Source organism: Pseudomonas entomophila (assembly GCF_029478665.1).
Lineage (GTDB): Bacteria > Pseudomonadota > Gammaproteobacteria > Pseudomonadales > Pseudomonadaceae > Aquipseudomonas > Aquipseudomonas entomophila_F.
Genome location: NZ_JARPQB010000005.1, coordinates 1 through 24,550, shown reverse-complemented (window position 1 = coordinate 24,550; position 24,550 = coordinate 1). Strand labels below are relative to the sequence as shown.

Annotated in this window: 27 protein-coding genes; 5 read left to right on the top strand and 22 right to left on the bottom strand. The window is 60.3% G+C overall.

Annotation, left to right across the window (positions count from 1 at the left end; translation table 11 throughout):
- Window positions 1–65 precede the first annotated feature (65 nt).
- The 4 genes from P5705_RS04005 to P5705_RS03990 all read right to left on the bottom strand — a co-directional run bounded on the left by P5705_RS04005 (window position 66) and on the right by P5705_RS03990 (window position 3,859).
- Entirely contained in the window at window positions 66–1,004 is a 939-nt protein-coding gene (locus P5705_RS04005; RefSeq protein ID WP_277459669.1) for a glycosyltransferase family 2 protein, read from the bottom strand.
- Complete coding sequence (locus P5705_RS04000; RefSeq protein ID WP_277459668.1) at window positions 1,001–1,369, bottom strand: GtrA family protein; 369 nt, start codon at window positions 1,367–1,369, stop codon at window positions 1,001–1,003. The genes P5705_RS04005 and P5705_RS04000 overlap by 4 nt, the downstream gene beginning before the upstream one ends.
- Complete coding sequence (locus P5705_RS03995; RefSeq protein ID WP_277459667.1) at window positions 1,366–2,865, bottom strand: glucosyltransferase domain-containing protein; 1,500 nt, start codon at window positions 2,863–2,865, stop codon at window positions 1,366–1,368. The genes P5705_RS04000 and P5705_RS03995 overlap by 4 nt, the downstream gene beginning before the upstream one ends.
- A gap of 88 nt (window positions 2,866–2,953) precedes the next feature.
- Complete coding sequence (locus tag P5705_RS03990; protein ID WP_277459666.1) at window positions 2,954–3,859, bottom strand: DMT family transporter; 906 nt, start codon at window positions 3,857–3,859, stop codon at window positions 2,954–2,956.
- A 171-nt stretch (window positions 3,860–4,030) separates the two neighbouring features.
- Between P5705_RS03990 and P5705_RS03985 the strand changes: the two genes are divergently transcribed.
- Window positions 4,031–4,906: a helix-turn-helix domain-containing protein gene (locus P5705_RS03985; RefSeq protein WP_277459665.1), complete on the top strand. Its 876-nt coding sequence runs from the start codon at window positions 4,031–4,033 to the stop codon at window positions 4,904–4,906.
- A gap of 114 nt (window positions 4,907–5,020) precedes the next feature.
- On the opposite strand, the gene P5705_RS03980 is transcribed toward P5705_RS03985, so the two are convergent.
- The 6 genes from P5705_RS03980 to P5705_RS03955 form a co-directional block, all read right to left on the bottom strand.
- Window positions 5,021–7,414, bottom strand: coding sequence for a TonB-dependent siderophore receptor (locus tag P5705_RS03980; RefSeq protein ID WP_277459664.1), 2,394 nt, complete (start codon window positions 7,412–7,414; stop codon window positions 5,021–5,023).
- 234 nt (window positions 7,415–7,648) lie between these two features.
- A complete protein-coding gene (locus P5705_RS03975) occupies window positions 7,649–8,620 on the bottom strand; it encodes a FecR family protein (RefSeq protein ID WP_277459663.1) in 972 nt (323 codons plus the stop codon).
- Entirely contained in the window at window positions 8,617–9,189 is a 573-nt protein-coding gene (locus P5705_RS03970; RefSeq protein ID WP_277459662.1) for an RNA polymerase sigma factor, read from the bottom strand. Before P5705_RS03970 ends, P5705_RS03975 begins: the two co-directional genes overlap by 4 nt.
- A gap of 4 nt (window positions 9,190–9,193) precedes the next feature.
- Window positions 9,194–9,520 carry a DUF3325 domain-containing protein gene (locus P5705_RS03965; protein WP_277459661.1) on the bottom strand — a complete coding sequence of 109 codons (327 nt, stop codon included), beginning with the start codon at window positions 9,518–9,520 and terminating at the stop codon, window positions 9,194–9,196.
- Complete coding sequence (locus tag P5705_RS03960; protein WP_277459660.1) at window positions 9,520–11,082, bottom strand: PepSY-associated TM helix domain-containing protein; 1,563 nt, start codon at window positions 11,080–11,082, stop codon at window positions 9,520–9,522. The genes P5705_RS03965 and P5705_RS03960 overlap by 1 nt, the downstream gene beginning before the upstream one ends.
- The gene (locus P5705_RS03955) at window positions 11,079–11,384 is read right to left on the bottom strand and encodes a DUF3649 domain-containing protein (protein ID WP_277459659.1); all 306 of its coding nucleotides are present in this window, start codon (window positions 11,382–11,384) and stop codon (window positions 11,079–11,081) included. Before P5705_RS03955 ends, P5705_RS03960 begins: the two co-directional genes overlap by 4 nt.
- 265 nt (window positions 11,385–11,649) lie before the next feature.
- On the opposite strand from P5705_RS03955, the gene P5705_RS03950 reads away from it, so the two are divergent.
- The 4 genes from P5705_RS03950 to P5705_RS03935 all read left to right on the top strand — a co-directional run bounded on the left by P5705_RS03950 (window position 11,650) and on the right by P5705_RS03935 (window position 16,747).
- Entirely contained in the window at window positions 11,650–12,144 is a 495-nt protein-coding gene (locus tag P5705_RS03950; protein ID WP_277459658.1) for a sigma-70 family RNA polymerase sigma factor, read from the top strand.
- The gene (locus P5705_RS03945; protein ID WP_277459657.1) at window positions 12,141–13,070 is read left to right on the top strand and encodes a FecR domain-containing protein; all 930 of its coding nucleotides are present in this window, start codon (window positions 12,141–12,143) and stop codon (window positions 13,068–13,070) included. The genes P5705_RS03950 and P5705_RS03945 overlap by 4 nt, the downstream gene beginning before the upstream one ends.
- Window positions 13,071–13,275: 205 nt before the next feature.
- Window positions 13,276–15,585 carry a TonB-dependent Fe(3+) dicitrate receptor FecA gene (gene fecA / locus P5705_RS03940; RefSeq protein ID WP_277459656.1) on the top strand — a complete coding sequence of 770 codons (2,310 nt, stop codon included), beginning with the start codon at window positions 13,276–13,278 and terminating at the stop codon, window positions 15,583–15,585.
- 892 nt (window positions 15,586–16,477) lie between these two features.
- A complete protein-coding gene (locus tag P5705_RS03935) occupies window positions 16,478–16,747 on the top strand; it encodes a DUF3077 domain-containing protein (protein WP_277459655.1) in 270 nt (89 codons plus the stop codon).
- An 80-nt stretch (window positions 16,748–16,827) separates the two neighbouring features.
- Here the strand turns inward: P5705_RS03935 and P5705_RS03930 are convergent, their stop codons facing one another.
- The 12 genes from P5705_RS03930 to P5705_RS03875 all read right to left on the bottom strand — a co-directional run.
- Window positions 16,828–17,418, bottom strand: coding sequence for a hypothetical protein (locus P5705_RS03930; protein WP_277459654.1), 591 nt, complete (start codon window positions 17,416–17,418; stop codon window positions 16,828–16,830).
- 66 nt (window positions 17,419–17,484) lie between these two features.
- Window positions 17,485–17,748 carry an Imm32 family immunity protein gene (locus P5705_RS03925; protein ID WP_277459653.1) on the bottom strand — a complete coding sequence of 88 codons (264 nt, stop codon included), beginning with the start codon at window positions 17,746–17,748 and terminating at the stop codon, window positions 17,485–17,487.
- A gap of 259 nt (window positions 17,749–18,007) precedes the next feature.
- A complete protein-coding gene (locus P5705_RS03920) occupies window positions 18,008–18,490 on the bottom strand; it encodes a DUF4265 domain-containing protein (RefSeq protein ID WP_277459652.1) in 483 nt (160 codons plus the stop codon).
- Window positions 18,491–18,614: 124 nt separating this feature from the next.
- A complete protein-coding gene (locus P5705_RS03915; RefSeq protein WP_277459651.1) occupies window positions 18,615–18,956 on the bottom strand; it encodes an immunity protein Imm33 domain-containing protein in 342 nt (113 codons plus the stop codon).
- Window positions 18,957–18,981: 25 nt separating this feature from the next.
- A complete protein-coding gene (locus tag P5705_RS03910; RefSeq protein ID WP_277459650.1) occupies window positions 18,982–19,467 on the bottom strand; it encodes a hypothetical protein in 486 nt (161 codons plus the stop codon).
- A 21-nt stretch (window positions 19,468–19,488) separates the two neighbouring features.
- Complete coding sequence (locus P5705_RS03905; RefSeq protein WP_277459649.1) at window positions 19,489–19,959, bottom strand: hypothetical protein; 471 nt, start codon at window positions 19,957–19,959, stop codon at window positions 19,489–19,491.
- 350 nt (window positions 19,960–20,309) lie between these two features.
- Window positions 20,310–20,699 carry an Imm50 family immunity protein gene (locus P5705_RS03900; RefSeq protein ID WP_277459648.1) on the bottom strand — a complete coding sequence of 130 codons (390 nt, stop codon included), beginning with the start codon at window positions 20,697–20,699 and terminating at the stop codon, window positions 20,310–20,312.
- A gap of 119 nt (window positions 20,700–20,818) precedes the next feature.
- Window positions 20,819–21,244 (bottom strand): hypothetical protein, encoded by a 426-nt coding sequence (locus P5705_RS03895; protein ID WP_277459647.1) that lies wholly within the window; start codon window positions 21,242–21,244, stop codon window positions 20,819–20,821.
- A gap of 114 nt (window positions 21,245–21,358) precedes the next feature.
- Window positions 21,359–21,820, bottom strand: coding sequence for a hypothetical protein (locus P5705_RS03890; RefSeq protein ID WP_277459646.1), 462 nt, complete (start codon window positions 21,818–21,820; stop codon window positions 21,359–21,361).
- Window positions 21,821–21,984: 164 nt separating this feature from the next.
- Window positions 21,985–22,404, bottom strand: a complete 420-nt coding sequence (locus tag P5705_RS03885; protein ID WP_277459645.1) for a hypothetical protein — start codon at window positions 22,402–22,404, stop codon at window positions 21,985–21,987.
- A gap of 156 nt (window positions 22,405–22,560) precedes the next feature.
- Complete coding sequence (locus tag P5705_RS03880; RefSeq protein WP_277459644.1) at window positions 22,561–22,986, bottom strand: hypothetical protein; 426 nt, start codon at window positions 22,984–22,986, stop codon at window positions 22,561–22,563.
- Window positions 22,983–24,550, bottom strand: a 1,568-nt coding sequence (locus P5705_RS03875) for an RHS repeat-associated core domain-containing protein (protein WP_277459643.1), incomplete at its 5' end; no start/stop codon positions are given. The genes P5705_RS03875 and P5705_RS03880, both read right to left, overlap by 4 nt.

The window sequence follows — 24,550 nt, the reverse complement described above, 5'->3', positions numbered from 1 at the left end:
CGCGGCGCTGTTCGCCAGCAGGGCTGGCTCCTACAGGGGTATCGCGGTTGACCGGGAGAGCGTGATCACCTCGGCTGCCGCCGCCTGCCCAACACCTTGCGCACCACATACCGCGGCCGGTGCTTGGTCTCCTGGTAGATCCGCCCGATGTACTCCCCCAGGATGCCGATGCCGATCAACTGCACCCCACCGAGAAACAGGATCGCCGTCATCAGCGACGGATAACCCGGCACGTCGTTGCCGAACAGCACCTTGTCGATCACCAGGAACACCGCGTACAGCAAGGCGAACAACGACACGCCGCCGCCGACGTAGGACCACAGCCGCAACGGCACCGTGCTGAACGAAGTGATGCCGTCCAGCGCCAGGTTCCACAGGCGCCAGAAGCCGAACTTGCTGTTGCCTGCGGCACGCTCCGGGCGATCGTACTCGACGATGTCGGTACGAAAGCCCACCCATGACAACACCCCCTTCATGAACAGCTGCTGCTCGGGCATCTGCCGGATCGCCTCGACCACCTTGCGGTCGAGCAGGCGAAAATCACCCACGTTCTCTTCGATCTGGGTGGAGGCGATGCGGTTGTGCAAGCGGTAGTAGAGCCCGGCGCTCCAGCGCTTGAGCGGGGTGTCGGTAGCGCGGCTGCGGCGCTTGGCCAGGACCACGTCGGCGCCGTCCTGCCAACGCTGGACCATCTGCGCGATCAGCGCGATCGGGTCCTGCAGGTCGACATCGATGGGCACCATCGCATCGCCATCGGCGTACTCGAGGCCGGCGAACAGCGCCGACTCCTTGCCGAAGTTGCGCGAGAAGTTGATCACCGTCACCCACTCGTCACGCGCCGCCAGCGCCGCGCAGATGCGCTCGCTGGCATCGCTGCTGCCATCGTTGACGAACAGGATCTCGACCGTCATGCCCTGCAAGGTCGGCTCTTCGCGCACGGCGTAGTAGAAGCGCTCGAGGGTGTCTTGCTCGTTGAACACCGGCACGATCAGAGTGATGTTCATGGCGCCCTCCGGCGGAACACCACAGCCTGGGAAAAGCTGTAGCCCACCACCAGGCTGACGGTCGAGAAGGTCACCAGGGTCAGCCACGGTGGCAGGCCCGCCCAGTCGGACAGCGCACCCAGGGCCAGGCTCAGGCAGCCCATGCCCAGCAGGAACAACAAGTAATGCCGCCCTGTGGGCCGCACGGCGAAGGTGTAATGGGCATTGACCTGGTACGACAGGCTGGCCGCCACTGCAAAGGCCAGGAAATTGCTCTGAGCCTGGCTAAGACCCAGGGCCAGATGCAACCCCAGGAACACCAGCCAATGTGCCAGCGTATTGCCAACACCCACCAGCGCATACCGAGAGAAACGCCTCAATATCACTTGTCTGCCTCCGGATTCTTGAACAATACATAAGCGGCATCGCCGACCAGATGGATGTCATAGAACCTGCCCACGACGAGTGGCGTGGGGCTGAGCATTAGAACCTGGCGTCGCCCAAGAGGAGGACTCTCATGGAAAGCATGAAAATCATCGACCCCCATGCGCGGCAGCATTTCCGGCAACAGCAAGAATTTGTAGGGGTCGACTTTCTCAAGGGCTGGCATCAGCCGAATCGTTTCCCTTGCGGCCGGAATCCATAGGCGCTCCAGCCAGAAACCAAGGAGGTAGTAATGCTTGGCCGTCGCTAACTCCGGCCCGGTGGAAAGGTCGTGTGCCAACGACTGAGTGATCGCCTGTTGCAACGTCTTCTGCAAAACGAGAATCCGCCCATAGGCAAATGAAAACGACAACATGAACAGCAGAGGAATCGTCAGGATCACGACACGCGTGCGCGGTGAGCCTGCCAAAGCGCCATGAACCAGATAGAACAGCAGGGCCAGGAGCACGCCGAGCCCCATCAACAAGCGCGAATTCGTATCGAAATTCACCAGGAACAGAATGATCCCCGACACACACAGGGCCACGACAGGCAGCGGCAGTATCAGGGCGAAGACAAGCCCCAGTCGCTGCCCCCAACCGAACGGGCGACGCCATACCTGCAGAATGGCGCGTACCAGTGCATAGCCGGCGAGCAGAGCCAGCCCGAGCAAAATCCAGCCAACCCATGGCGTGATCAACAAACCGACGACATCGGTCGTTTCCCTTGAGCGCCTCGCCACTTCACTCAACCACTGGCCATCGATTGCCAACAGCCCTAAACGGCCAGGGCGGATCATCCAGGTGCAACTGAAGTAGTAAATCATGCACCCCAGCAGCAACTGCCCCAGACGAGCAACGGCATACCGACAGACTACCGGCAGAGCCTGACCATTCATGACCAGCCTCATCACCTCAATGGCGCAAAGCCCGGCAAATACATTCACGCCGGGTTGATAGAGAGCAGCCACCGCCGCCACCAACAACACGCCCCAGAACCAATGGCTGAAACGCCCATTCCACAAAGTAATGGCCCAAAGACTGAGGACCATCGAGAGCACCATTGACGCGCTGTCGTAATGGTAGGAAAGATTCTGCAGGAAATAGGGTTGATACCAGAGCGGCAACACGACCAACACGGAACTGAGGGTGGGAACCGCAAACCATTGCCGAACAAGGCAGCCAAGGGCATGTGCTGCAACCAACACGGCCAGCAGCATTGGCAATGGGTAGATGTTGACAGCCCACGGCCCAAAACTGAGTGCTGCGAGCAACACAGATGCCAATGGCCGGCCTAGTTCCACCCAATCATTGCGTGCCAGATGCTGACGTTCGAAGTCATCCATGAAGGGCATGTCGGCCATGAGCAATGGCACGATATGCAGTGCCAAGGCTGCCGATAACAGCAGCCACAGCTGGACCGACGTGAGCGGCCTGTTCCATGACGACGATAGTGACATTCCCCTTCCCCGGGCTAGGACTCCCGGCCAAGTCTAGCCAGCCCTCCAGAGCGTGCACCTGTCACATCTAACAGTTGTCGGCCATCCTTCAACGTGCCAAGGCCACTGCCGCAGGCTTGGCCTTGGGCTTGGGCTTGCGAAACACCAGCACATTCCCCGCCATCACCGCCACCAGCCCCAGCAACGCCGGCGCCGTCCACTGGTACCCCTCGGCCACCGCCGACACATTCAGCGCCACCAACGGGAACAGCACCGTGCAATACGCTGCCCGCTCCGGCCCCATGCGTCCGACCAGGGTCAGGTAGGCGGTAAAGGCGATCACCGAGCCAGGGATCACCAAGTACAGCAACGAGCCGATGTAGCGGACGTTCCACTCCATATCGAAGGGAATGCCCTTGGCCAGGCAATACACCGCCAGCATCGAGGCGCCGTACAGCATGCCCCAGGCATTGGTGGTCATGGGCCTGAGCCCGGCCTTCTGCTGCACGCTGGACAGCATGTTGCCCGCCGAGAAGCACAACGTGCCGAGCAGCCCCAGCCCCAGGCCATACAGGGTCTCGCGGCTGGCGGCGTGGTGCGAGAGCTCCGGCCAGAACAGCAAGCCCAGCCCAAGCAGGCCCAGGCCCCCGCCGGCCAGCACATTGGCGGCGATGCGCTGGCCGAAGAAAATCCGCGCGTTGATCGCGTTCCACAAGGTGGCGGTGGAGAACACCACGGCGATCAGGCCGGTGGCGACCCACTGGCTGGCAGTGAGGAAGCACATGAAGTTGACGCAGAACAGGCAGAACCCCTGGGCCAGGCACACCAGGTGGCCGCGGCGGTTCATCGGTTGCAGGCGGCGGGTGAGCAGCAGGAAGGCGAACAGGATCAGCCCGGCCAGGGCGAAGCGGTAGACAATCGACACCGGGATGGCGACCTCGCCCAGCTGCAGTTTCAGGGCGATCCAGGTGGTACCCCAGATCAGGACGGTGAGCAGGTAGAGCGACAGGTTCATGGCAGTCCTCCGGGTATTGAGCCAAGGGCCGCGTTGCGGCCTTCGCCGGCAAGCCCACTGTCAGTTTCCAACGCCCTGTTTGTTCCGGCTTGCACAAACTTGCGCTTTTCCACCCCAGGTAGCTGCCAGCCCGCCCCGCGCGCAGTACGATGGGCGCCAGAGGAGTCGCCCATGCCCCCACTCGATCACCTGCAGGTCTTCAACGTCCTGAACGCCTCGCCCCACGCCAAGCTGGAGCTGAGCGCGCACCTGGGCGACGGGCTGGCGGCGGCGCTGTGGAGCAACCGCCACGACGCCCGCGACTATCAGGCCCCCAGCCACCACACCCTGTCCTGCTACATCGCCGAGGGCACCGGCACCTTCCGCCGCCAGCGCCCGGCCGACAAAGGCGCGCCGGACAAACTGTGTGTCATGCCCGCCGGCCACGAGTCGAACTGGGTGATCAACGGCTCGATCCGCCTGGCCCACCTGTACATCAGCGAGGAACAGTTCGCCCTCGGCTGCGCCCGCCTGCTCGACCGCGAGCCCCGCGAGATGCAGCTGCGCGAAGCAACCTTCCTCGACGACCCGCAACAGGCCCGGCGCTTCCGCCAGCTGATCCACCTGGACTGGGCCGAGCCCGGCGAACGCCTGCTGGCCAGCAGCCTGGCCCACGCCATCATCGACCACGCCGTGCTGCACCAGGCCGGTTTGCGCGCGGGGTTGAAGCTCAAGGGCGGACTGGCGCCGCATTTGCGCCGGCAGTTGGTGGAGTACATCGAGACCCACCTCGACCAACCGTTGACCCTCGGCGAGCTGGCGTTGCGCTGCAACCTCTCCGAATACCACTTTGCCCGGATGTTCCGCGCCAGCTTCGGCCTGCCGCCGCATCAGTACCTGTTGGCCAGGCGCCTGCACCGGGCCTGCGAACTGCTGCGCCTGGGCGACCTGCCGCTGGGGCAAGTGGCGTTGCTGTGCGGGTTCGCCAGCGCCAGCCATTTCAGCAACCGGTTCCGGCAGGCGCTGGGGGCGACGCCGGGAGAGTACCGGGCAGCATTTGCCGGTTGATCCGGGGGCCGCTTTGCGGCCCTTTCGCGGCGCAAGGCCGCTCCTACAGAGGTACGCGGTCTCCTGTAGGAGCGGCCTTGTGCCGCGAAAGGACCGCAACGCGGTCCCAGCAATCTAGAACTCGAAGGTACTCGACAGGCTCACCTGCCGCGCATCGCCGATCGCCACGAAATACCGGTTCACCGCCGAGCTGTAGTACACCTTGTCGAACAGGTTCTTCACGTTCAGTTGCAGGCGTACCTTGTGCTCGTCGAGCTGGGTCTCGTAGCTGGCGAAGGCGTCGGCGACGGTATAGGCCGGCAGGTCGAAGTCGTTGGTCGCATTCCCCGCACGCTCCCCTACATAACGGGCACCCGCCCCCAGGCGCAGTCGATCACCGCCGAACAAACTGCCGTAGTCGTACACCGCCGACAGCGAACCGCTGTGGCGGGCGACGTTCTGCAAGCGGTTGCCCTTCAGGTCCGGATCCTTGGTCACCTCGGCATCGGTGAAGGCATAGGCGCCGATCAGGCTCCAGCGCTCGCTGAGCTGGCCGGCCAGGTCCAGTTCCACGCCACGGGAGCTCACTTCACCGGCGTTGCTGTACAACGTTTCGCCGGTGTTGGTATCGAAGTTGGACACCAGCACATTGCGCTTGGTGATATCGAACAGCGCCAGGGTGCCGGAGAGCCGCCCGGGCATATCGAGCTTGGCCCCCAGTTCCCAGGACTTGCCCTCCTCCGGGGCGACCGACGAGTCAAGCACCAGCCCGCCGGTCAATGGCGCGATGCTGGAGTTGGGCTTGAACGACTCGCTGTAGCTGCCATAGAACGACAGCTGCTCGTCCACCTTGTACACGACGCCCGCGTGGGGCACCCAGGCGCGGTCGCGGGTATCGGTGTTGGCACTGAACGGGCGGCCACGGCCAGCGTACTGGTCGTACTGCTGCAGGCGTGCACCCGCCACCAGGATCCAGTGCTCGTCCAGGTGCAGGGCATCCTGGAAGAACAGCGCGTCGGTGCGCAGCTTGTCGGTCTGGTCGCTGTCGCTTGCACGCACGGTGCTGCCTTCGACTTCGCGGCCGTACACCGGGTCGAGGTAGCTGAAGGTCGAGCGACTGGCCTGGCGGATCAGGTCGGCGCGGTAGACCTTGCGATCCTCGTGGTCGACACCCACCAGCAAGTCATGCTGCAGCCCCGCCAGTTGCACGCTGCCGTTGAGGCTGAAGGTGGCGAACTGGTCACGGCTCATGGCGCCATGGGTGCCGTCGATGCTGCGGGTGAGCGTGCCACGCGCGTCGTTGACGCCGGTCACTCGCACCTGGCTGGCGTCGTAGGTTTCACGGTTGAAGCTGTAGCCGACATGCAGCTTCCAGTCGTCGGCGAGCTGGTGATCGACCTCCAGGCGGTACAGGTCGGAGCGCCCTTCCATGTCGTTGAACGGCTCGTCCAGACGGCGCGTGGCGGGGATGTCCAGCGGGTGGTTGGTGCGGTTGCTGATGGCTGTGCCGCGGTCGAACGGCGAGAGAAATTCGCGGTGCTCGTAGGCCAGCACCACCTGCGTGTCCTCGCCGTACCAGGCCAGCGACGGCGCCACCAGCGACTCGCGGTGCACACCATAGTTACGCCAGTAGTCTTCGTCCTCATGGTCGACGATCAGCCGGTAGGCGAACGGACTGTCGCCCAGCGCGCCGGTGCTGTCGAAGCCGCCACCGCTGCCGTTCTTGCCACTGCCATAGGTCGAGCCACGCAGCGTGAGGGCGTTGTACTGCTGCAATTGCGGGCGCTTGCTGACCACGTTGATCACCCCGCCCGGGTCCTGGATGCCATACAGCAGCGACGCCGGCCCCTTGAGCACTTCCACCCGCTCGGTGCTGGCATTGAGCGCACGGCCCTGCACCACCGGCATGCCGTCGCGCATGATCGAGCCGTCGCGGTTGTCGCCGAAGCCGCGCTTCATCACAGTGTCGGCGGTGCCACCGAAGTTGTTGCCCTGGGTGATGCCGCTGACGTTGTACAGCGCGTCGTCGAGGTTGCGTGGCGCCTGGTCGCGAATCACCTGGGCCGGCACCACGTTGATCGCCTGGGGGATGTCCAGGGTCGAACCCTGGCCGCGCATGATCGAGGCGCTGGCCGGCGGCTGGTAGCTGTAGTCGTCCATCTGCGAGTTGATGGTGGTGGCCTGCAGGTTCAGCGCACCGGAGGTGTCGACGGGTTCCAGGGTCAGGGTGCGGGCATCGAGGCGGCGCCAGGCCAGCCCGGAATTGCCCAGCAGTTGCTGCAGGGCCTGCTCGGCGCTGAACGTGCCATTGAGCGCGGGCGCCTGTTGCCGTGGCAGTTCCAGGGTGTAGACCACGCTTTGCCCGGTGGCCCGGCTGAAGGCGTTGAGCGCCTGGGCCAGCGGCTGGCTCGGCTGGGCGAAGGCATAGGCCTGGCGCTGCTGTTCGGCCAGGGCCTGGGGTGCCAGGGCCAGGGCGGGCAAGGCGCAAAGGCCGAACCAGAGAGGGACGCAACGCGGGGTGAACTTCATGGACGCTGACCTGTGAGAGGAATGAACGTTTGCGAATGAATCGCACTTCCACTCACTACACGGATGCCGTGATGAAGTACCTCACCCCCTGCTCTAAATTTTTTGCGCCACTGCGCGATCACCGTAGGAGCCGGCCTTGCCGGCGAACACCGGCACTGCCGGTGCCATCCACCGCGTCGCCGGTGTTCGCCAGCAAGGCTGGCTCCTACAGCGCCTGCGTTTGGGGGCTGAATATCAGTGCAACACCGTCAGCCGCCCCAGCAGCGTCTGCCGCGAAAAGCCCAGCACCTTGCCCAGCGAATCCAGTGCCGCCAGCGGCTCCGTCACCGGGAAACTGCCACTGACCTTGCGCTGCGCCAACTCGCCATCGAGCAACAGGATCCGCCCCGGGTAGTAACGCGCCAGATCCTCGACCACCTGCCCCAGCGGCACCTGGTAGTAATTCAGCCAGCCCTGGCGCCAGGCCAGCCGCACCTCACTGTCCACCGCCTCGACACCACCCGCCACGCCCTCGGCGTAGGCCAACTGCTGGTTGGCGGTCAGCTCCCGGGCCTGCTGCCCCTCGGCCGCCGTCACCGCCACCCGCCCACTGCGCACGGTCACCTGGGCCCCGGCGCCCTGCTCACGCACTTCGAACTGCGTCCCCAGCACACGCACCTCGCCGCCACCGGCCTCGACCAGGAACGGCTGCCCGGTATGGGTCACCTCGAAGAACGCCGCGCCCCGCAATAGCCGCACCCGCCGCTCGCCATGGTCGAAGTCCACGGCCACCGCGCTGCCGGCATCCAGGGTCAGCTGCGAGCGATCCGCCAGGGTCACCTGGCGCATTTGTTCGCCGCTGCTGTAGTCGGCGCGCAGGTCCTGCAGCCAGGCCTGCGGATGCCAACCCGCCATGCTGCCCACCCCAAGTACCAGGCAGGCGGCCACCGCAAAACGACGCAAATGGTTCGTGCGACGAGGCCGCCGGATCGCCTCAAGATATTGGCGCAGGCTGTCCTGCTCTTCGGCGGCCAGGCGCGCCGCCGGGGCTTCGCTCAGGCGCCACAGGGCCTCGGCCTCGGCATAAGCACGGCGATGAGCGGGGTCCTCCAGCAGCCAGCGCTTGAACGCCGCGCTGTGCGCCTGCTCGGCCTGCTGGTTGATCCGCCCCAGCCAACGCAGGGCCGCCCGGGATTGCTCGGCGGTGATCGGCTGTTCAACATTCATCGACGGGCGCTCCCTGGCCGGCGCGGTGGGGGGGCGGCTTCGGCGACACTCGCCTTGCACGCTTCGAGGGCGCGCATCATATGCTTTTCCACGGCGCTCTGGGACAGCTGCATGGCTCTGGCGATCTCGCCGTAGGTGCAACCGTGGATACGGTTGAGCAGGAAGATCTGGCGGGTACGCTCGGGCAAGGCGCGCAGGGCCGACTCGATGCGCAGCAGGTCGTGGACAACTTCCAGCGCCTGCTCGGGCGCCTGGCTACCTGGTTCGTCGTCGTTGAAATGCAGGCCTTCGGTAGCGCGATCACGTGAGCCTTCGCTGCGCAGGTAGTCGATGGCCAGGTTGCCGGCGCTGCGCAGCAGGTAGGTGTCGAGGGCTTCGACTTTCACCTCGGGGCGGCGCCAGAAGCGCAGGAACAGGTCCTGGACCAGGTCGGAGGCGGTGGCGCGGCACCCGATGCGCCGGCTCACCAGCGCCTCCATGCGCGCCCGCTGGGCCAGGAACACCTGGACGAAGCGCGCCCGGCCAGCGCCGTCGGCCTCGGCGTCGATCACCTCCCCCGGCTCGCTCAAGCCCTCACACCGCCAGCACGGCCAGCACCGGCCCGAGCACCAGGCTCGCCGCCGCCAGCCCCAGCAACAGGCGAGGTTGATACGGCAGGCCAAACACCCAGACGGTGACCCCGGCCATCAGCACCGCGATCCACTCCACCAGCCCCAGCGCCCAGCCACGCCCGTACACAGCAAGTACCAGCGACAGCAGAAGCAAGGCCCAGCCACCGAAGCGCAAGACGCGCAGTTGAACAGCCGTGGGCTTGCGCCCGAGCAATTCGTTGAAATGCTTTTCCATGGCCAGGCACAGCCCGGCAAAACCGGCGAAACCGATCAGGGCGACACTCAGCATCAGCTCGCCTCCACAGCTTTCGCGACACGCGGCGCACGCTTGGCTACCGGCTTGGGCGCGCGCAGCATCTTGCCCGCGGCCCAGGCCAGGAACAGCCCGGAGCCCAGCGCGGTCAGGTCGAAACCGGCCATGGCCCAGTCGCCCACGGCAATGGAGTGGTTCAGGCCCTGGCCGGTGGTCAGCGCGTTGAGCACGGGCAACAGGGCAAACGCCAGCGCGCCCAATGCCAGCTGTTCACCCCAGGCACGGCGTCCGGGGCGCAGCATCGCGTGCAGCAACGACAGCCCCCAGGCCAGGAAGAACCCACTGATCTCCCAGTCGGCGCGCCCTTCCTGCGTCGCCGGCACCAGGCGGTTGACCCAGAAGAACGCCGCCACGCCCAGCATCAGGCCGCTCATGCTGGCGATATTGAGCACTTCGACCAGGCGCAGCTCGCCCGGCATGCATTCACTTTTGGCGTGCTTGAGCTGGCGCTTGCCCAGCCACATCACCAGGCCCGTGCCGATCACCGCGGTGCCGGCCACGCCAAAGACGAAGTACAGCCAGCGCAACCAGGGCCCGGCGAAGTTGCCCATGTGCAGGCCGACGAAGGTGAACGAGGTCAACATCGCCGCGCTTTCCGGCGCGCCCTGGGTGAGCAGCGCGCCGCTGGCGCCGTCGAAGGTCCAGTTGGCGCTGCGCCGGTAGGCCACGCTGTCGGACGAAGCGCGGTTGAAGGTGACGCGGGCGTTCAGGTCGCCAGGGTTCTGCACCTGGATGAAGCCCAGGCGCGCGCCCGGCGCCTGGGCCTGCAGCTTGCCGTACAGTTCACCCAACGGCACCAGCGGCGCGGCCTGGGCCGCCGCCTTGGGCACTTCGTCGCGGCCGAACACATCGTTGAAGTAACGGTTGCTGTCGCCATAGCTGGCCATGATGCTGGCCGGCATCACCATGTACATGAAGATCACCAGGCTGCTGTAGCTGATCATCAGGTGGAACGGCAGCACCAGCACGCCGATGGCGTTGTGCCCATCGAGCCAGGAGCGCTGGCCCTTGCCCGGGCGGAAGGTGAAGAACTCCTTGAAGATCTTCTTGTGGGTGATGATCCCGGTCACCAGCCCCAGCAGCATGATGAACGCACAGAAGGTCGACAGCCAACGGCCCCAGGGGTGCGGCATCTGCAGTTGGAAGTGGAAGCGATAGAAGAACTCGCCGCCCCGGCTGTCGCGGGCCTCGACTTCCTGGCCGCTGCGCGCATCCAGCGTCTTGCTGACGAAGCCCCGACGCCCACCGGCCTCGGGGTCGCGCCAGCCGACGCTCAGCGCTGCCTCGCGTTCGCTGGGCAGGCGGATGAACCAGCCGCTGGCGTGCCCGGCGTTGGCCTCCAGGTAGCGTTGCGCCGCCGTCAGGCTGGCCGCGGGATCGAGCGCGTGGCTGCGGACTTCCGGTTGGGTCCAGTGGCTGATCTCGTCCTTGAAGTACGACAACGTGCCGGTCAGGAAGATCGCGAACAGCAGCCAGCCGAAGATCAGGCCGGTCCAGGTGTGCAGCCAGGCCATGGCCTGGCGGAAGCCTTCTTTCATGGCTGTTTCATCCAGTAGGCCAGGCCGTTGATCGCCCCCAGCAACACGCTCGGCAGCAGCACCCCCAGCCAGGCGCGCCAGGCGCTGCGGCAGGCGAAGCACCAGAGGAAGGCCAGCAGGTAGAACACGAACGACAGCATCATGCCGGTCATGGTCGCGTCCACCTGGCTCATGGGTGCCAGCAGGGTGATGCAGACACTGGCCATGGACGCCAGCAGGTAACCGCCCAACAGCGCGGCCAGGCTGCGTGAGGTCACGGCCAGGCGATAGCTCAGGGGGAGGCCGGCGGCTTTGCGGGTCATGGCGGAGGTCCGGGGAATGGGGGTGCAATAGTAATGATTTCAATTCTCATAAGCAAAACCCCTTCGGACCTGTAGGAGCGGCTTCAGCCGCGATCACCCGCGAAGCGGGTGCCCTGCATCGTGTTGGCTTCATCGCGGCTGAAGCCGCTCCTACAAGCATCCCGACCCTCCTTACGTCGCCAGCAATTGCCGAACATCGGCCGCATGAATACAATGCGAACAATTCTTACTTCCAGTTGCGCTAGCCAGCGCCGGAGTCGCATCGGTGTCCAGCGCCCTCTCTTCCACCGTCGAAGGCCTCTATGTCGCCCACCACAGCTGGTTGACCGGTTGGCTGCGCCGGCGCCTGGGCTGCCCGCAGAGCGCCGCCGACCTGGCCCAGGACACCTACGTGCGCCTGCTCCAGGCCCGCGAGACACCACAGCTGATCGAGCCCCGCGCATTCCTCGCCACCGTGGCCAAGCGCGTGCTGTGCAACCACTTCCGCCGCCAGGAGCTGGAGCGCGCCTACCTCGAGGCGCTGGCCCAGGTGCCCGAGCAAGTGGCGCCGAGCGAAGAAGACAAGGCGATCATCTTCGCCACCCTGCTCGAACTCGACCGCCTGCTCGACGGCCTGGCGCCGCTGGTCAAGCGCGCCTTCCTGCTGGCCCAGGTCGATGGCCTGGGCCAGGGCGAGATCTCCCGCGAGCTGGGCATCTCGCTGGCCACCGTCAAGCGCTACCTGAACAAGGCAGCCCTGCGCTGCTACTTCGCCCTGTGAACACCACTTTCTCGCCGCAGATCGCCGAGCAGGCGGTGCACTGGCTGATCGAATCCCAAGGCGACGCCTTCGACCAGCAGCAGCGCCAGGCCCTGGAGCACTGGTTGCAGGCCGACAGCGAGCACCAGCGCGCCTGGGCGCATATCCAGCAGGTCAACCAGCGCCTGCGCGGCGTGGCCTCGCCGGTGGTCCACGCCACCCTGCAGGCACCGCCCTCCCCAGCCCGACGCCGGGCGCTCAAGGCCCTGCTGCTGGTGGGCGTGGCCAGTGCCAGCGGGCTGGGCCTGCAACAGCACAATCCACTGCCCGGGCTGATGGCCGACTACCGCAGCCCGGTGGGCCAGCGCCGCCGCCTGAGCCTCGACGACGGCAGCCAGTTGCACCTGAACACCCGCAGCGCCGCCGATGTGCGTTTCGATGGCCAACAGCGCCTGGTACGCCTGCGGGAAGGCGAGTTGCTGCTCGACGTGGTCGAGGAACCCCGCCCGCTGCGCGTGCGCACGGCCGAAGGCGAGCTGCACCTGGCTCGGGGCCGCTTCGATGTTCGCCAGTTCGACGGCTTCAGCCTGGTCTCGGTGTTCAGCGGCCAGGCCAGCGTCGCCGGCCAACCCCTGCTGGCTGGGCACCAGGCCCGCTTCGCCCTGGGTGGCTGGCAGGCCATCGCGCCCCTGGACCCCAACCGCGCGGCCTGGGTGGACGGCATGCTGGTGGTGTCGCAGATGCGCCTGACGGACTTTCTCGCCGAGTTGTCGCGCTACCGGCTCGGGCAGCTCGCTTGCAGCGAGCGAGTGGCCGACTTGCGGATCTCCGGCTCGTATCCGCTGGAAGACAGCGAGCGGATCCTCGACATGCTCGAAGTGGCGCTGCCGGTACGGGTGCGGCGCTTCACCCGCTACTGGGTCAGCGTGGAAGCCGCCACCAGTTGAACAGGCGCGCCACCCTCCCCTGTAGGAGCCAGCCTTGCTGGCGAACAGCCCCACGCACGGATCCAAGACCTGCGTTGGCTCGGTTCGCCAGCAAAGCTGGCTCCTACAGAGAGCGTTACGCGAAAAATTTTTCATTCACATGAGCCATTTCCCGACCCTCGCGTGACAGAGAAGGCAGAACCCCTCGTCACAGGACCTCCGCCCCATGCCCCTGCGCCCCAGCCCGCTCGCCTTCGCCCTGATCCTCGCCGCGCCGTTCGCCCTGGCCGCCGAACCCCGCGACTACCACATCGCCCCCGGCACCCTGGAACAGGCCCTGAACCAGTTCGGCCGCGAAAGCGGCGCGCTGATCTCGTTCAGCCCGGCCATCACCCAGGGCCTGGACAGCCCGGGCCTGGAGGGGCAATACGACGTCGGCCAGGGCCTCGACGCCCTGCTGCGCGGCAGCGGCCTGCAAGCCCGCCGGGAAACCGACAACGCCTACAGCCTGCAACCGCAGCCCACTGGCGGCAACGGTACGGCCGTCGAGCTGGGCGCCTCGACCGTGGTCGGTGACTGGCTGGCCGAGGCCCGCCAGGACAACGTCTTCGAACACCCCGGCGCCCGCGACGTGGTCCGCCGCGAAGACTTCGAACGCAGCGGCGCCAGCAGCGCCCGCGAAGTGCTCAACCGCATCCCCGGGGTCAACGCCCCCGAGAACAACGGCACCGGCAGCCACGACCTGGCGCTGAACTTCGGCATCCGCGGCCTCAACCCCCGCCTGGCCTCGCGCTCCACCGTGCTGATGGACGGCATCCCGGTGCCCTTCGCCCCCTACGGCCAGCCGCAGCTGTCGCTGGCCCCCATCAGCCTGGGCAACATGGACGCGGTGGACGTAGTGCGCGGCGGCGGCGCGGTGCGCTACGGCCCTCAGAACGTCGGCGGCATCGTCAACTTCGTCACCCGCGCCATCCCCGAGGAAGCCACCTTCAAGGCGGCGATGCAGAACCAGATCAGCCCGTCGTCCAGCCAGGATGGCCTGAAGAACAGCGCCAACCTGCTGATCGGCGGCACCAACGCCAACGGCCTGGGCGGCGCCCTGCTCTACTCCGGCACCCGCGGCAGCGACTGGCGCGAACACAGCGACACGCAGATCGACGACCTGATGCTCAAGGGCAAGCTGCAGTTAGACGAAGCCAACAGCCTGCATGCCATGGCCCAGTACTACGAGGGCGAAGCCGAAATGCCTGGTGGCCTGAGCACTGCCGACTTCGACGCCGACCCGTACCAGTCGACCCGCCTGAAAGACAAGTTCTGGGGCCGCCGCACGCTGTTCAACTTCGGCTACGACTACAAGCAGGACGACCGCCAGTTCAGCGTCAACAGCTTCTTCACCAAGACCCTGCGCAGCGGCTACCTCGACCAGGGCAGCTTCGTCTCGCTGTCGCCACGCGAGTACTGGGTCCGCGGCATCGAGACCCGCTTCTCGCAAGGCCTGGCCCTGGGCGACAGCTGGCACGAGCTGGGCATCGGCTACCGCTACGTCAACGAAGCCGGCCACGAGCTGCGCTTCCGCGAGCCGGTCAACGGCGCCCTGCCCACCACCGCCAGCCGCAACGACCGCGACACCCGTGGCAGCACCGAAGCCCACGCCATCTACCTGGACGACCGCATCGACATCGGCCGCTGGACCATCACCCCGGGCGTGCGCTACGAGATGATCGACTCCGAGCAGAGCAACAAGCTCAACGGCCAGCGCTACCAGGGCAGCTACAACACCGCGCTGCCGGCGTTGAACGTGATGTACCACCTGACCGACAGCTGGAACCTCTATGCCAACACCGAAGGCTCGTTCGGCAGCGTGCAGTACAGCCAGATGCCCAACCGTGTCAGCAGCGGCGAAGTGAAGCCGGAGAAGGCGCGCACCTGGGAAGTCGGCACCCGCTATGACAATGGCGACCTGCAGGCCGAGATCGGCGCCTTCCTGATCAACTTCGACAACCAGTACGAAAGCAACCAGACCAACGACTCGGTGATCGCCCGCGGCGAAACCCGCCACCAGGGCATCGAGACCAGCGTGCGCTACGCCCTCGATGGCCTGAGCCCGGCCCTGGCCGGTTTCGATGTGCACGCCGGCTATGCCTTCGTCGACGCCACCATCCGTGAGGATGGGCCGAACAAGGGCAACCAGGTGCCGTTCTCGTCGCGCCACAAAGGCACGCTGGGCGTGGGTTACACCGAAGGCCCGTGGCAGTTGAACCTGGACAGCAGTTTCCAGAGCAGCCAGTACGCCGACAACGCCAACACCGGTGCCGAGAGCGCCGATGGCAGCACCGGGCGCATTCCGGGCTACATGCTGGTGAGCACCCGTGCCGGCTACGACTTCGGGCCGCAGTTGTCGAATTTGAAGGTGGCGGTGGGGGTGAAGAACCTGTTCAACCGCGAGTACTACACCCGCTCGTTCGATGACAACAACAAGGGCAAGTATGTGGGGGAACCACGGACGTTGTATGTGCAGACGTCGGTTGAGTTCTGAGAGGGGATGCGGAGTCATCAGCCGTTGGGTCGGTGATGACGACCAGGTGCCCGCCTGAGGATTTGTAGTGGTGCGCAAACCGAGCGCCGCCCGCGCGGCGCATCGCGGATGAATCCGCTCCTACCGTGGCCATGCCTGATAGGCCATGGTTGTCCGCCTTGTGGTTTTTCGGCTGGTGCTGCCGCCGCCCCGCTCGGCTCACGCCATGCGCCAAGGCTGGCAACCATGGCCTTGCAGGTGCGGCACGTTGCAACAAACGTAGGAGCGGATTCATCCGCGATGCGCCGCGCGGGCGGCGCTCGATCTGATAGGCGCTGAAGATTCTGTGGCTGGCCCTCTCGCCCACAACGCCGATCTCCTCCACGAACCACAAAAAAAATCAGGTTAAGCCGATTTCTTGTAGTCCATTTCCCAAACATACTCCCGCCCCCCTCCGAGCCATTGCGGTGTTCCCAGATGGCCTCTAGTCTCGGCCGGTCACTGCGAAATCAGCGACCGGTTTTGACAGGCCGACCTAGGTTCATTCCCATGGCTTGCCCTTATGGCGGCTGTGCGTGGGGCACTTCGTGTGCGCCGGGTTTTGGGATGCCTACCGGTCTGTCAACCCATGTACAGCTGCCGCCTTCTTGTTTGACAGCAGGCGGGACTGGCCCAGCCCAAGTCCCCCGCCACGATCCTGATGACGGCGTCGATGCACGAAGTCGAATCGCTGCGCGTGCTGCTCGAATGAGCGTTGAGCCAGGTACAGATGCCGGTGCGCTGCACTAAGCCCTTGCCGGCCCTGTTCGCCGGCAAGCCGGCTTCCTACCAAGGGCTGCGTTTCACCTGTAGGAGCCAGCCTTGCTGGCGAAAGGGCCCGCCCAGGCCCCGAAAAATCCAGGGAGACAAAACAATGACAACAGACGAAACCACCCCCAACACCACCACAGGCAAAACCAAGCTCTACCAAGGCGAAGGCCAGACCATCCCATTGTTCTGCATCGAACCCGGCATCCCCTGCCAGCACGCCCGTGAACAGGCCTCGGAACTGATGGGCTGCGTGCGCGACCTGACCATCACCGGGATCATGGAAGAAAAGCCGCAACTGCTCTGGGCCTCGTATTACCTGAGCGCACTGGCCAAGGCGCTGATGGATGACGCCGAGCTGGGAATGACTCACTGAGTGTCGCGGTGCCTGGGGGGGAATCACACCGGCTCCCAGGCAATCGCATCAAACGCCATTGGCTTGCTGGTACACCTCGCCTAGCCAAGTTGCAGGAAGAAGCCGTTGACGCCATCGGTATCGCCAGCAACGAATGCATCGCTCAACAGCAGATACCCCATGCCATCGCAGAGCAGGCCTTTGTGCCCAGGCAAGGACATGTCCAGATCACCGCCATACAGCGAAAGCCTTCTATAAGCGCCCGGTAGTTCGAGCGGGGCCTGCAGCCAGGCATCGACGCCACCCACCTTGGAAGCCAGGTTCTCGTCGTCATCACACTCATCGACTTGCACGAGCACGACTTTGCCGGGAGGGTCGCCCCCTGCATCGGCCCCATGGCGCAGTTCAACGTGCCTTGCGTACCTCAACACCACCGCCTGTGAACGCCCATCCTGATAACGAAGTGCTCGGTAGTTAGGCACACCCTCCGTCTGTACCGGGATGAAGATCGATATCCAGCACCTGGCAGCGGCGTCACCCAACCAATGGCTCGGCAACGCCAGCAGATGCATCAATGGCTCGCCATCACTGGACGTCGGCCAACCCAGGGTCGTGGGCAAGTAAGCGCCGCCACCGGCGTAAGCATCGTTTTCCGTCGGAGCTTCCTGCGTGAACACCAACTCCTTGAACATCTCATCCTCCTGGAACATCACCTGGCAGCGGATACATGCGTCTGGCCTTCCTGTGAAATCTGCGGCTCAGTCGGTGGCGGTGGGAACCGTGACGGTGGCGTTGACCAAGATGAAGTCCACATGATGGTCAGGGTCGAAGTCATCCATCACATCCTGCCAATGCAGATGCTCCAGCCCTTCCACAGCCATCCGCTGCGCAGCCTCGATCAAGAACGTCCCAAGGGCGTTGAAGGCCTCAGGTGATGCGTGGAGGGTTACCTCATCCAGCCTCAGCGATTCAGAAGAACCGACTTCACATCCCGATACCTGGGTGTGGGTCAATTTAGACATTCAGATCCCCTTGTCACCGGCCCGTGCGACCCGCACGGCTTTCAGCCATAAAAATAATCAACGAATCGGCCAAAGTTTTCCGCCCCCAAGACAGGCTCAATCTCTGCCTGCATGCGCGATCAAAAAGCGTTTGATTCCCGCCCTTCTACCGGCCAGACAATATCACCCAATACAAAAACTCATGAACACTAACGAACTACAACTGCTTGTCAAACCACATCGATATAAACGTACGACCCTGTGAGCACCCAAGGTCTAGTCAATCAGCTTCAAGCCACCAATCCAGCAGCGTGTCATCATCAAGGTCATTATAATTTTTATATATATTTGAATAGTACCACTCAATCCCGGTAGCTTCTTTGAAGCGGTTAAATACCTCCCTTATGTTCTCCTTTCCACTTCTCGCTGGAACACTGAACGCCAGGTTCCCCCTATACACACCATCAAGCGTACCGTTCAACAGAACGTTTACCTGTGACTCCAGCGTTGACAGCGTATCCGCATCAATATGATCCGCATACAAATTGATGCAAAAATTCCCACCCCTTTTTATCACCACGGCTGGGGCGTTGGGGTCCTCGATGTTAATCAAATCGCCTTTTGCGAGATTCAGCGCCAAACCGGGGGAGGACAAAAGCTCATAAACACCCTCGCCTTTCCAAAGCGCAGGAAGCTCCTCATAGACAGGGCCTCGGTCCGAGACAAAAACCTTGATGACCGAAAATGCTTCTACCTTTTCCATAAAATGCTTCTACAATCCCTTAAATAGATATCCATTACTTTATAGGGCAGCGCTTTCCCAAACCAAGGTGCTACCCACTCCACAGCAGGACGGATTATATTGCACCCTCACGCGCCAAGCGAGGTTACTCATCAAACCAGACGTCTTCGTATCCATTTCTGTCAATAATAAAATAAGCACCTTCAGGAAGGTAAAGATACTTGACGACTTCTGGCAAATCCTCTTTCAGGTGATAGGTATGAAGTGCCTGGTAGAAATCGTCCGCCTCCGAAAATTCCCCGCAGTGGAAAAACCAACTCACCCCACCCTCTTCCGCACCTCGGATACGAGTGCCATAGATTGGAGATCCATTCAGCGTGCCAAGCGCGACAGCCACTCGCGCTTCGGGAGCGGTTGGCGTCACACCATACCGCTTGCATACCTCATCCTGAAGACTATCAGGGCTGTTCCTGAGCGTATTGTTCACTATCGGTCCCTCAACCAAAGCAATTTCATAATTTCCTATAAGGGCGAATACACTCTCTAAAATACTCGGAGTCAACACCGTCCTCGAATTCACCTCGCCCCTCAAACTCCCAATTTCGCCTTAACTTATCCAACATGCATTCCTCAGTATATGAATTTCCTTCAGCATAGAACCTCAACTCACACTCAGCCAAATAACTACCCGCTATCAACTTATCAAAGGCCGAATTAATCAAAGGACTACCCGAAAAGATCAAAGACCCTGTCTCTTCGCACTCAAACTTCAAATACCGCAAGGCTTTTTTCAAGGCATTGATCTCACCCTGATTCAGCCTTATTTCTATCTCGGTAAACTCATCCACAAGATCTTCCTTTTTCATCCATTGAACAGCGTAAGCGTCATTCCAATCTTTAATATCATGGCAACTCAATAACACTGGGGAATACATATATCCCCACTTGGCGACAAACCTGTCAATCATAATCAGGCAGAGGTACTGCGCTTCAGTCACAAGCTAAAGCTTCCACTCACTTCACATTGGAGCGGGCAAGCTCAAAGCCGCTCTAAAGTACGCCACTAACTCCTTTGTTTCCCCACCCCGCATTCTATCCAACTCATCAGCATACAGCAGAAAAGGTGTGTCTTCGCCTAACAATTGATCCGCCCAATCCTCATCATTGTTCGCGCAAAAAACACAGCACCTGGCGAAAGACGATAAAACATCATCCACACCTTTGTACAAATTCACTGTAAACCAGAAATATTTTCTGGCCTTCTCTTTTTCAGGGGTCTCAGTCGCGGGCCATTCTTTCCGCTCAGCAGAGCCCAAGAGGCTAACAAGTTGGCGTTTCACCTCACCATCAGGAAAATCGACATACCCCGAGACCAACATACATTTTAAATAGCCTGCCAAACAGGAAGAAAGATCATAAATAGTCAGATCGGAACTTAAAAAATCTTCCTCAAACCTATCAACCATCAACTGATCTAGCGCCCTAAGCATAGTAAAACTCCATTTCTAACATTACGCTTTTCCGCAACATGGCCACAAGACCTACCTAACACCCTTATTCCGCCACCTAAAAAGGCAATACCCCCTTGATAGAAGAAAACTTTTCAACATCAACCTGTTTTAGCCAAAAGTAATCAAAGGCATCTTCTGCACTGGCAAACTCATTAAGCTCTTCCATTGCATAATCCTCGAATGCCTCCATCTTGCTTTCAAGCACACAAAACAAATAAATCCGTCCCCTCTTACTGTATTTCTCCCACTAAAAAGAGGAAAAACAAACACCCATTTTTTACTAGCCAACCTCCAGTAACCCGCCCGTTCAAATATTTTTTACACACAAATCAATCCCATCTAATATCAATATATGGCGTCACCCCATCTATACTCACATACTCAGACTCACAAAAAATCGACGCATCAGGCGCCTCAATTGAAATAGAGGCACCGTCTGGCGAGCTATTAATTATTGGAACGCAGCAAAAATTTACCCTGGTCAGATTCGACCTAAACTCTTTCACCCCTCCAAAATTCAACGTGACACTCATGGCATTATACCCATGCCCCTTCCATTTCTCGGGACACTTATCTGGAACCCCTACTATCAAGAACGAGAAATAAACTGAAGAGCCGTCATGAAATTTAAAGCCGACTAGCTCGGCACCCTCCATATCTAAAATATCACCAAACATGTGGTCAACCTTAATTTTATTCAATGCATACTTTAGCCACATAAATATACCTTAAGGAAAACTATAGTATCCATGAGAGGAAGAATGAAGCAGATTTATTTTCTCTGATTTGGAGTAGTAAAAGTAAATCTGCCCCTTTTACTCGCCCCCTTTTTCCAAGACTACTCACCCAAATAAGGAGAAAAATATTCGACCATCATAGGCCTGACTGCCCCGTAATAATCAACCCCATAAAAACCTAGCAGCTCAATAAACCACCCCAATTCATCCGCATAACTCATCACCCCTCCCTCATCAACATCAAGCAATGAGTTAGCCAGACGAACTAGCAAAATATTTTTATCTTGAAACTCGCGAACCCTATCAACCGAATCCAGTCTAGCGAGCCAATCTGCTGCCAGCTTCTTACAATGAGCCGCAGAGACATCTCCAGCGACATAGCCACGCACCACTTCTGCAGGATCAATCTCGCCATCTGACAAATTGATCCTCGATAGTTCCAAGGCCTTAAGCATAAAACACTTCAACAGCAAATTAGCGGCTCTAGCTCCCGACGGCCAAACGATAAACCCTATAGCAAATTTCATGACTCAATCCTGAAGTGAAGGACGCAGAAAGGAGGCAGATTTATTTTCACCACTCAAAAACAGGAAAATAAATCTGCCCCCTTTTACTCGTCCCCTTTTACTCCCTAGCAATAATCAAAAGCAAGCAATCTTATTTTTCAGAAAATCATAGAACCTATCTAAAGCCTCCGAACCAAAAACAACCAAGTAAAGAAAAAGATAGTATATAGGCGTTTCACTATCCGCATTACTTTCTTCCCATTCTTTATCACCAGCAAAGCAACATATTGCTGCCCTAGCATATGCCGCCAGTACTTCATCCTCAGCCTTTTTCGTATCGTGCACTCGCCAAAGCATAACCAGCGAACTATCGCGCTGCTCTTTATCAATATTATCCACTCCAGCTAAACGAAGAGCTTCAATGCGAGCCCTCACGTCATTCATGACAATATGATTTGGCGTGAGCACCATAAGCCGGTCATGCATGACAATAAGAAAATCAGCATACCAAGCAGCCAAATGGCTTGCAGACACTCGCTTATCTATTGCCAGCTCTTCAAGTTCGTCAGCCTTTGAATAATAATATTGATCAAGCATTACTCTACTCCATCCTTAATCCCAAGTCTTTTAATTACAACCGAGCATGGCGCACAAAAACTTAGGAAAGGGGACGGGTCTATTTTCTCTATTTTAGAGCAGCAAAAAAATAGACCCATCCCCTTTTACTCTACATCAATCGAATATCTGCACTTTAAATCAACTTACCCACCAATTAAAAAATGCTTCGCCACAACTTCAGACAATAAATCATCAGAAATACCCAGCTTACCTGAGAATTGTAGAACCCAGGAAAATCGCTCCCTCAGCTCATAAAAATCCTCAACGCTTTTAGGCACGGCTGTTAGCAACTCAATTGCAAATCTGGCCCTGATTGACATCTCCGAGTCAAGATCTCTGATATACCCATTATCATCGACATATTTCCACCACCAAAAAACTGCCTCTTCTCGAGACTTCTCACCAGATGCACTCCCAGCATCCCCAATTAACATGCTCAGCGGATTATAAAGAAAGCTACTATAATCGACGCCACCTTCCACCAGAAGATCAAAAATAAAACGCCGGTATAAAAAAACAGAATCGACCAAACTATCAGGCCACACTACTTTTTCCGATTTCATTTCACTTGAACCTTAAAGCATTATGAAGCCACAACTTCTGCATAACTTATTAGTCAATCCGCGATCAGGTTCCGCAAAAAAAGGACGCATTTATTTCACCCGCTATAGAGCAGTGGAAATAAACTCGCCCCATTTTTCTAGTACTTCACTGCGGAATCACTTCTCTACGTAGCTGATAAAATGTTTTACTAGAATTTCATCCGCCAACCTGTAGTTCTCACCACCACATTGAAGAAACTCCATAAACCAACTTAATTTCTCTGACATCATCTCTTGATCGTCAGACTCATCAATACTAAGCAATAGCATAGCCAAACGGGCGCTCAGTGCATCTTTACTATGGAAATCTCTAACTCCCGCCACGCCTGCAATTTGCCCCCTCCATTTTGCAGCCAACTCTGTGCATTCTAGCTGCCCGATTTCACATGAAACATACTTGCCAGCTAGACCCATTGGATCCGGCAACACTTCAGGAAACTTATAGCCAATTGCTCTGAGGGCTTTGAGCATAAAGTCTCTTAGCAATATATTTGCCTCTCGGCCATCTTCAGGCCATACAATCTCACCGTAAGCAAAGCTCATTCCCATTCCACTCCTAAATGCTTCATTACATCACGACAGCTTTTGCATGCAGGCTTGTGGGTTCCATGTCCCTTCCCCGACTTTCCGATATTTACGGCCTTGGCCTTACCACCTGCAGGGTCGACACCATCCTCTAATGCTTTATCTAAACACACGATTTCGGCACACCCGCCATGCCAAGGTGCCTGTTCTTCCAATGGCGTTCCCATAAGCGCCCCGGTTACTACTGGCGAATGATCGACCACTTCACTGCTTACGCCAGTGTAGACCCGACCGTTGATTCTTAACTCTGCTGCTGCACCATTCTCCCTACCCGAAGCCAAGGCAGCGTCAGCAGCCTCTTCAGCAGAGCCGAAATTTTTACTGCCTTTTTTCTTAGTAAGTCCTCTCGGATCAATCCACTGTATTGCATTAGGTGCATACGTGAAGAGGTTAAGCCCACCTGCGTAGCTTATAGGATCCTTACAGATGAAACGGCCACTGTGATTATCGTAATAACGATATCGGTTGTAGTGCAGCCCTGTCTCATGGTCGTGGTACTGACCCTGGAAGCGAATTGGGTTGCCCAGGCCGTGTTGTTTGGCCCACGCCGAGCGTTCTTCACGGACCTCACCCCAGGCCTTGTACTGCCCGGCCCAAGCGACATTACCCTGTTCGTCGGTCAGCTCCATCGGCGTGCCAAGGTGGTCGCACTGGTACCAGGCAATCGCCTCGAACGCCTGTGGTTTTACCTCGGTGTGCCACAGTGGATCCTGATCGAAGTCGTATTCGCGCTGACTCCAGTCTGGTTGCTTGTGCAGACGGATCGGGCTTTTGCGCAGGGCCTGGGCGACCGGTACGAAGCTGCCCGGCTCGTACAGGTAATGCACGGTGCGCCCGGTGTCACCCTCATCACGCGGCGGTGAGCTTTCCCAGGCCAGGGTGTCGCCATCCCAACCAAACAGGGTGAAACCGCAGCCGAGTTCACGCTGGCGCTTGGCCCGTTGCAGTTGATTCCAGCCAGTTCCCGCTTCGGGGCGGTCCCAGAAGTGCGCCACCGAGTGTTTGTGCAGACGACGACCCAGGGCGTCGTAGCTGTAGTCGACCTTGAGCTTGTCGTCGTTGTAACCCGTTAGCCGGTCGAACAAGTCCCAGGTGAAGTGCGCATGGGCACCGTTGTGCAGGCGGTGGATCAGGTTGCCGCGTTCGTCGTAGCGGTAGTGGGTCCCGGCGTATTCGCGCAGCAGGTTGTCCATCAGTTTGTTGCGACGCGGATCGGCTTCCAGCGGGCGGTTCAGTTCCTGGGTTTTCTGGTCCAGCAGGTTACCGGCCGGGTCGAAGGCGAAGGTTTCCACGCCCAAGCGGCTGGTGGCCTTAAGCAGGCGGCCGACGGGATCGTATTGGTACTCCAACGGCCCCCGACGGCTGTCGTGGATATTGGTCAGCTGGCCGGCAGCGTCGTAGCGGTACTGACGCTTGAGCAGCGTGGACTGGCCGTCATGGCTGCCCAGCAGTTGCTCCTGCAAGCGCCCGGCCGGGTCCCAGGCCTGGGTCTGCATCAGCTTATTGCCCTGATGGCGCACGA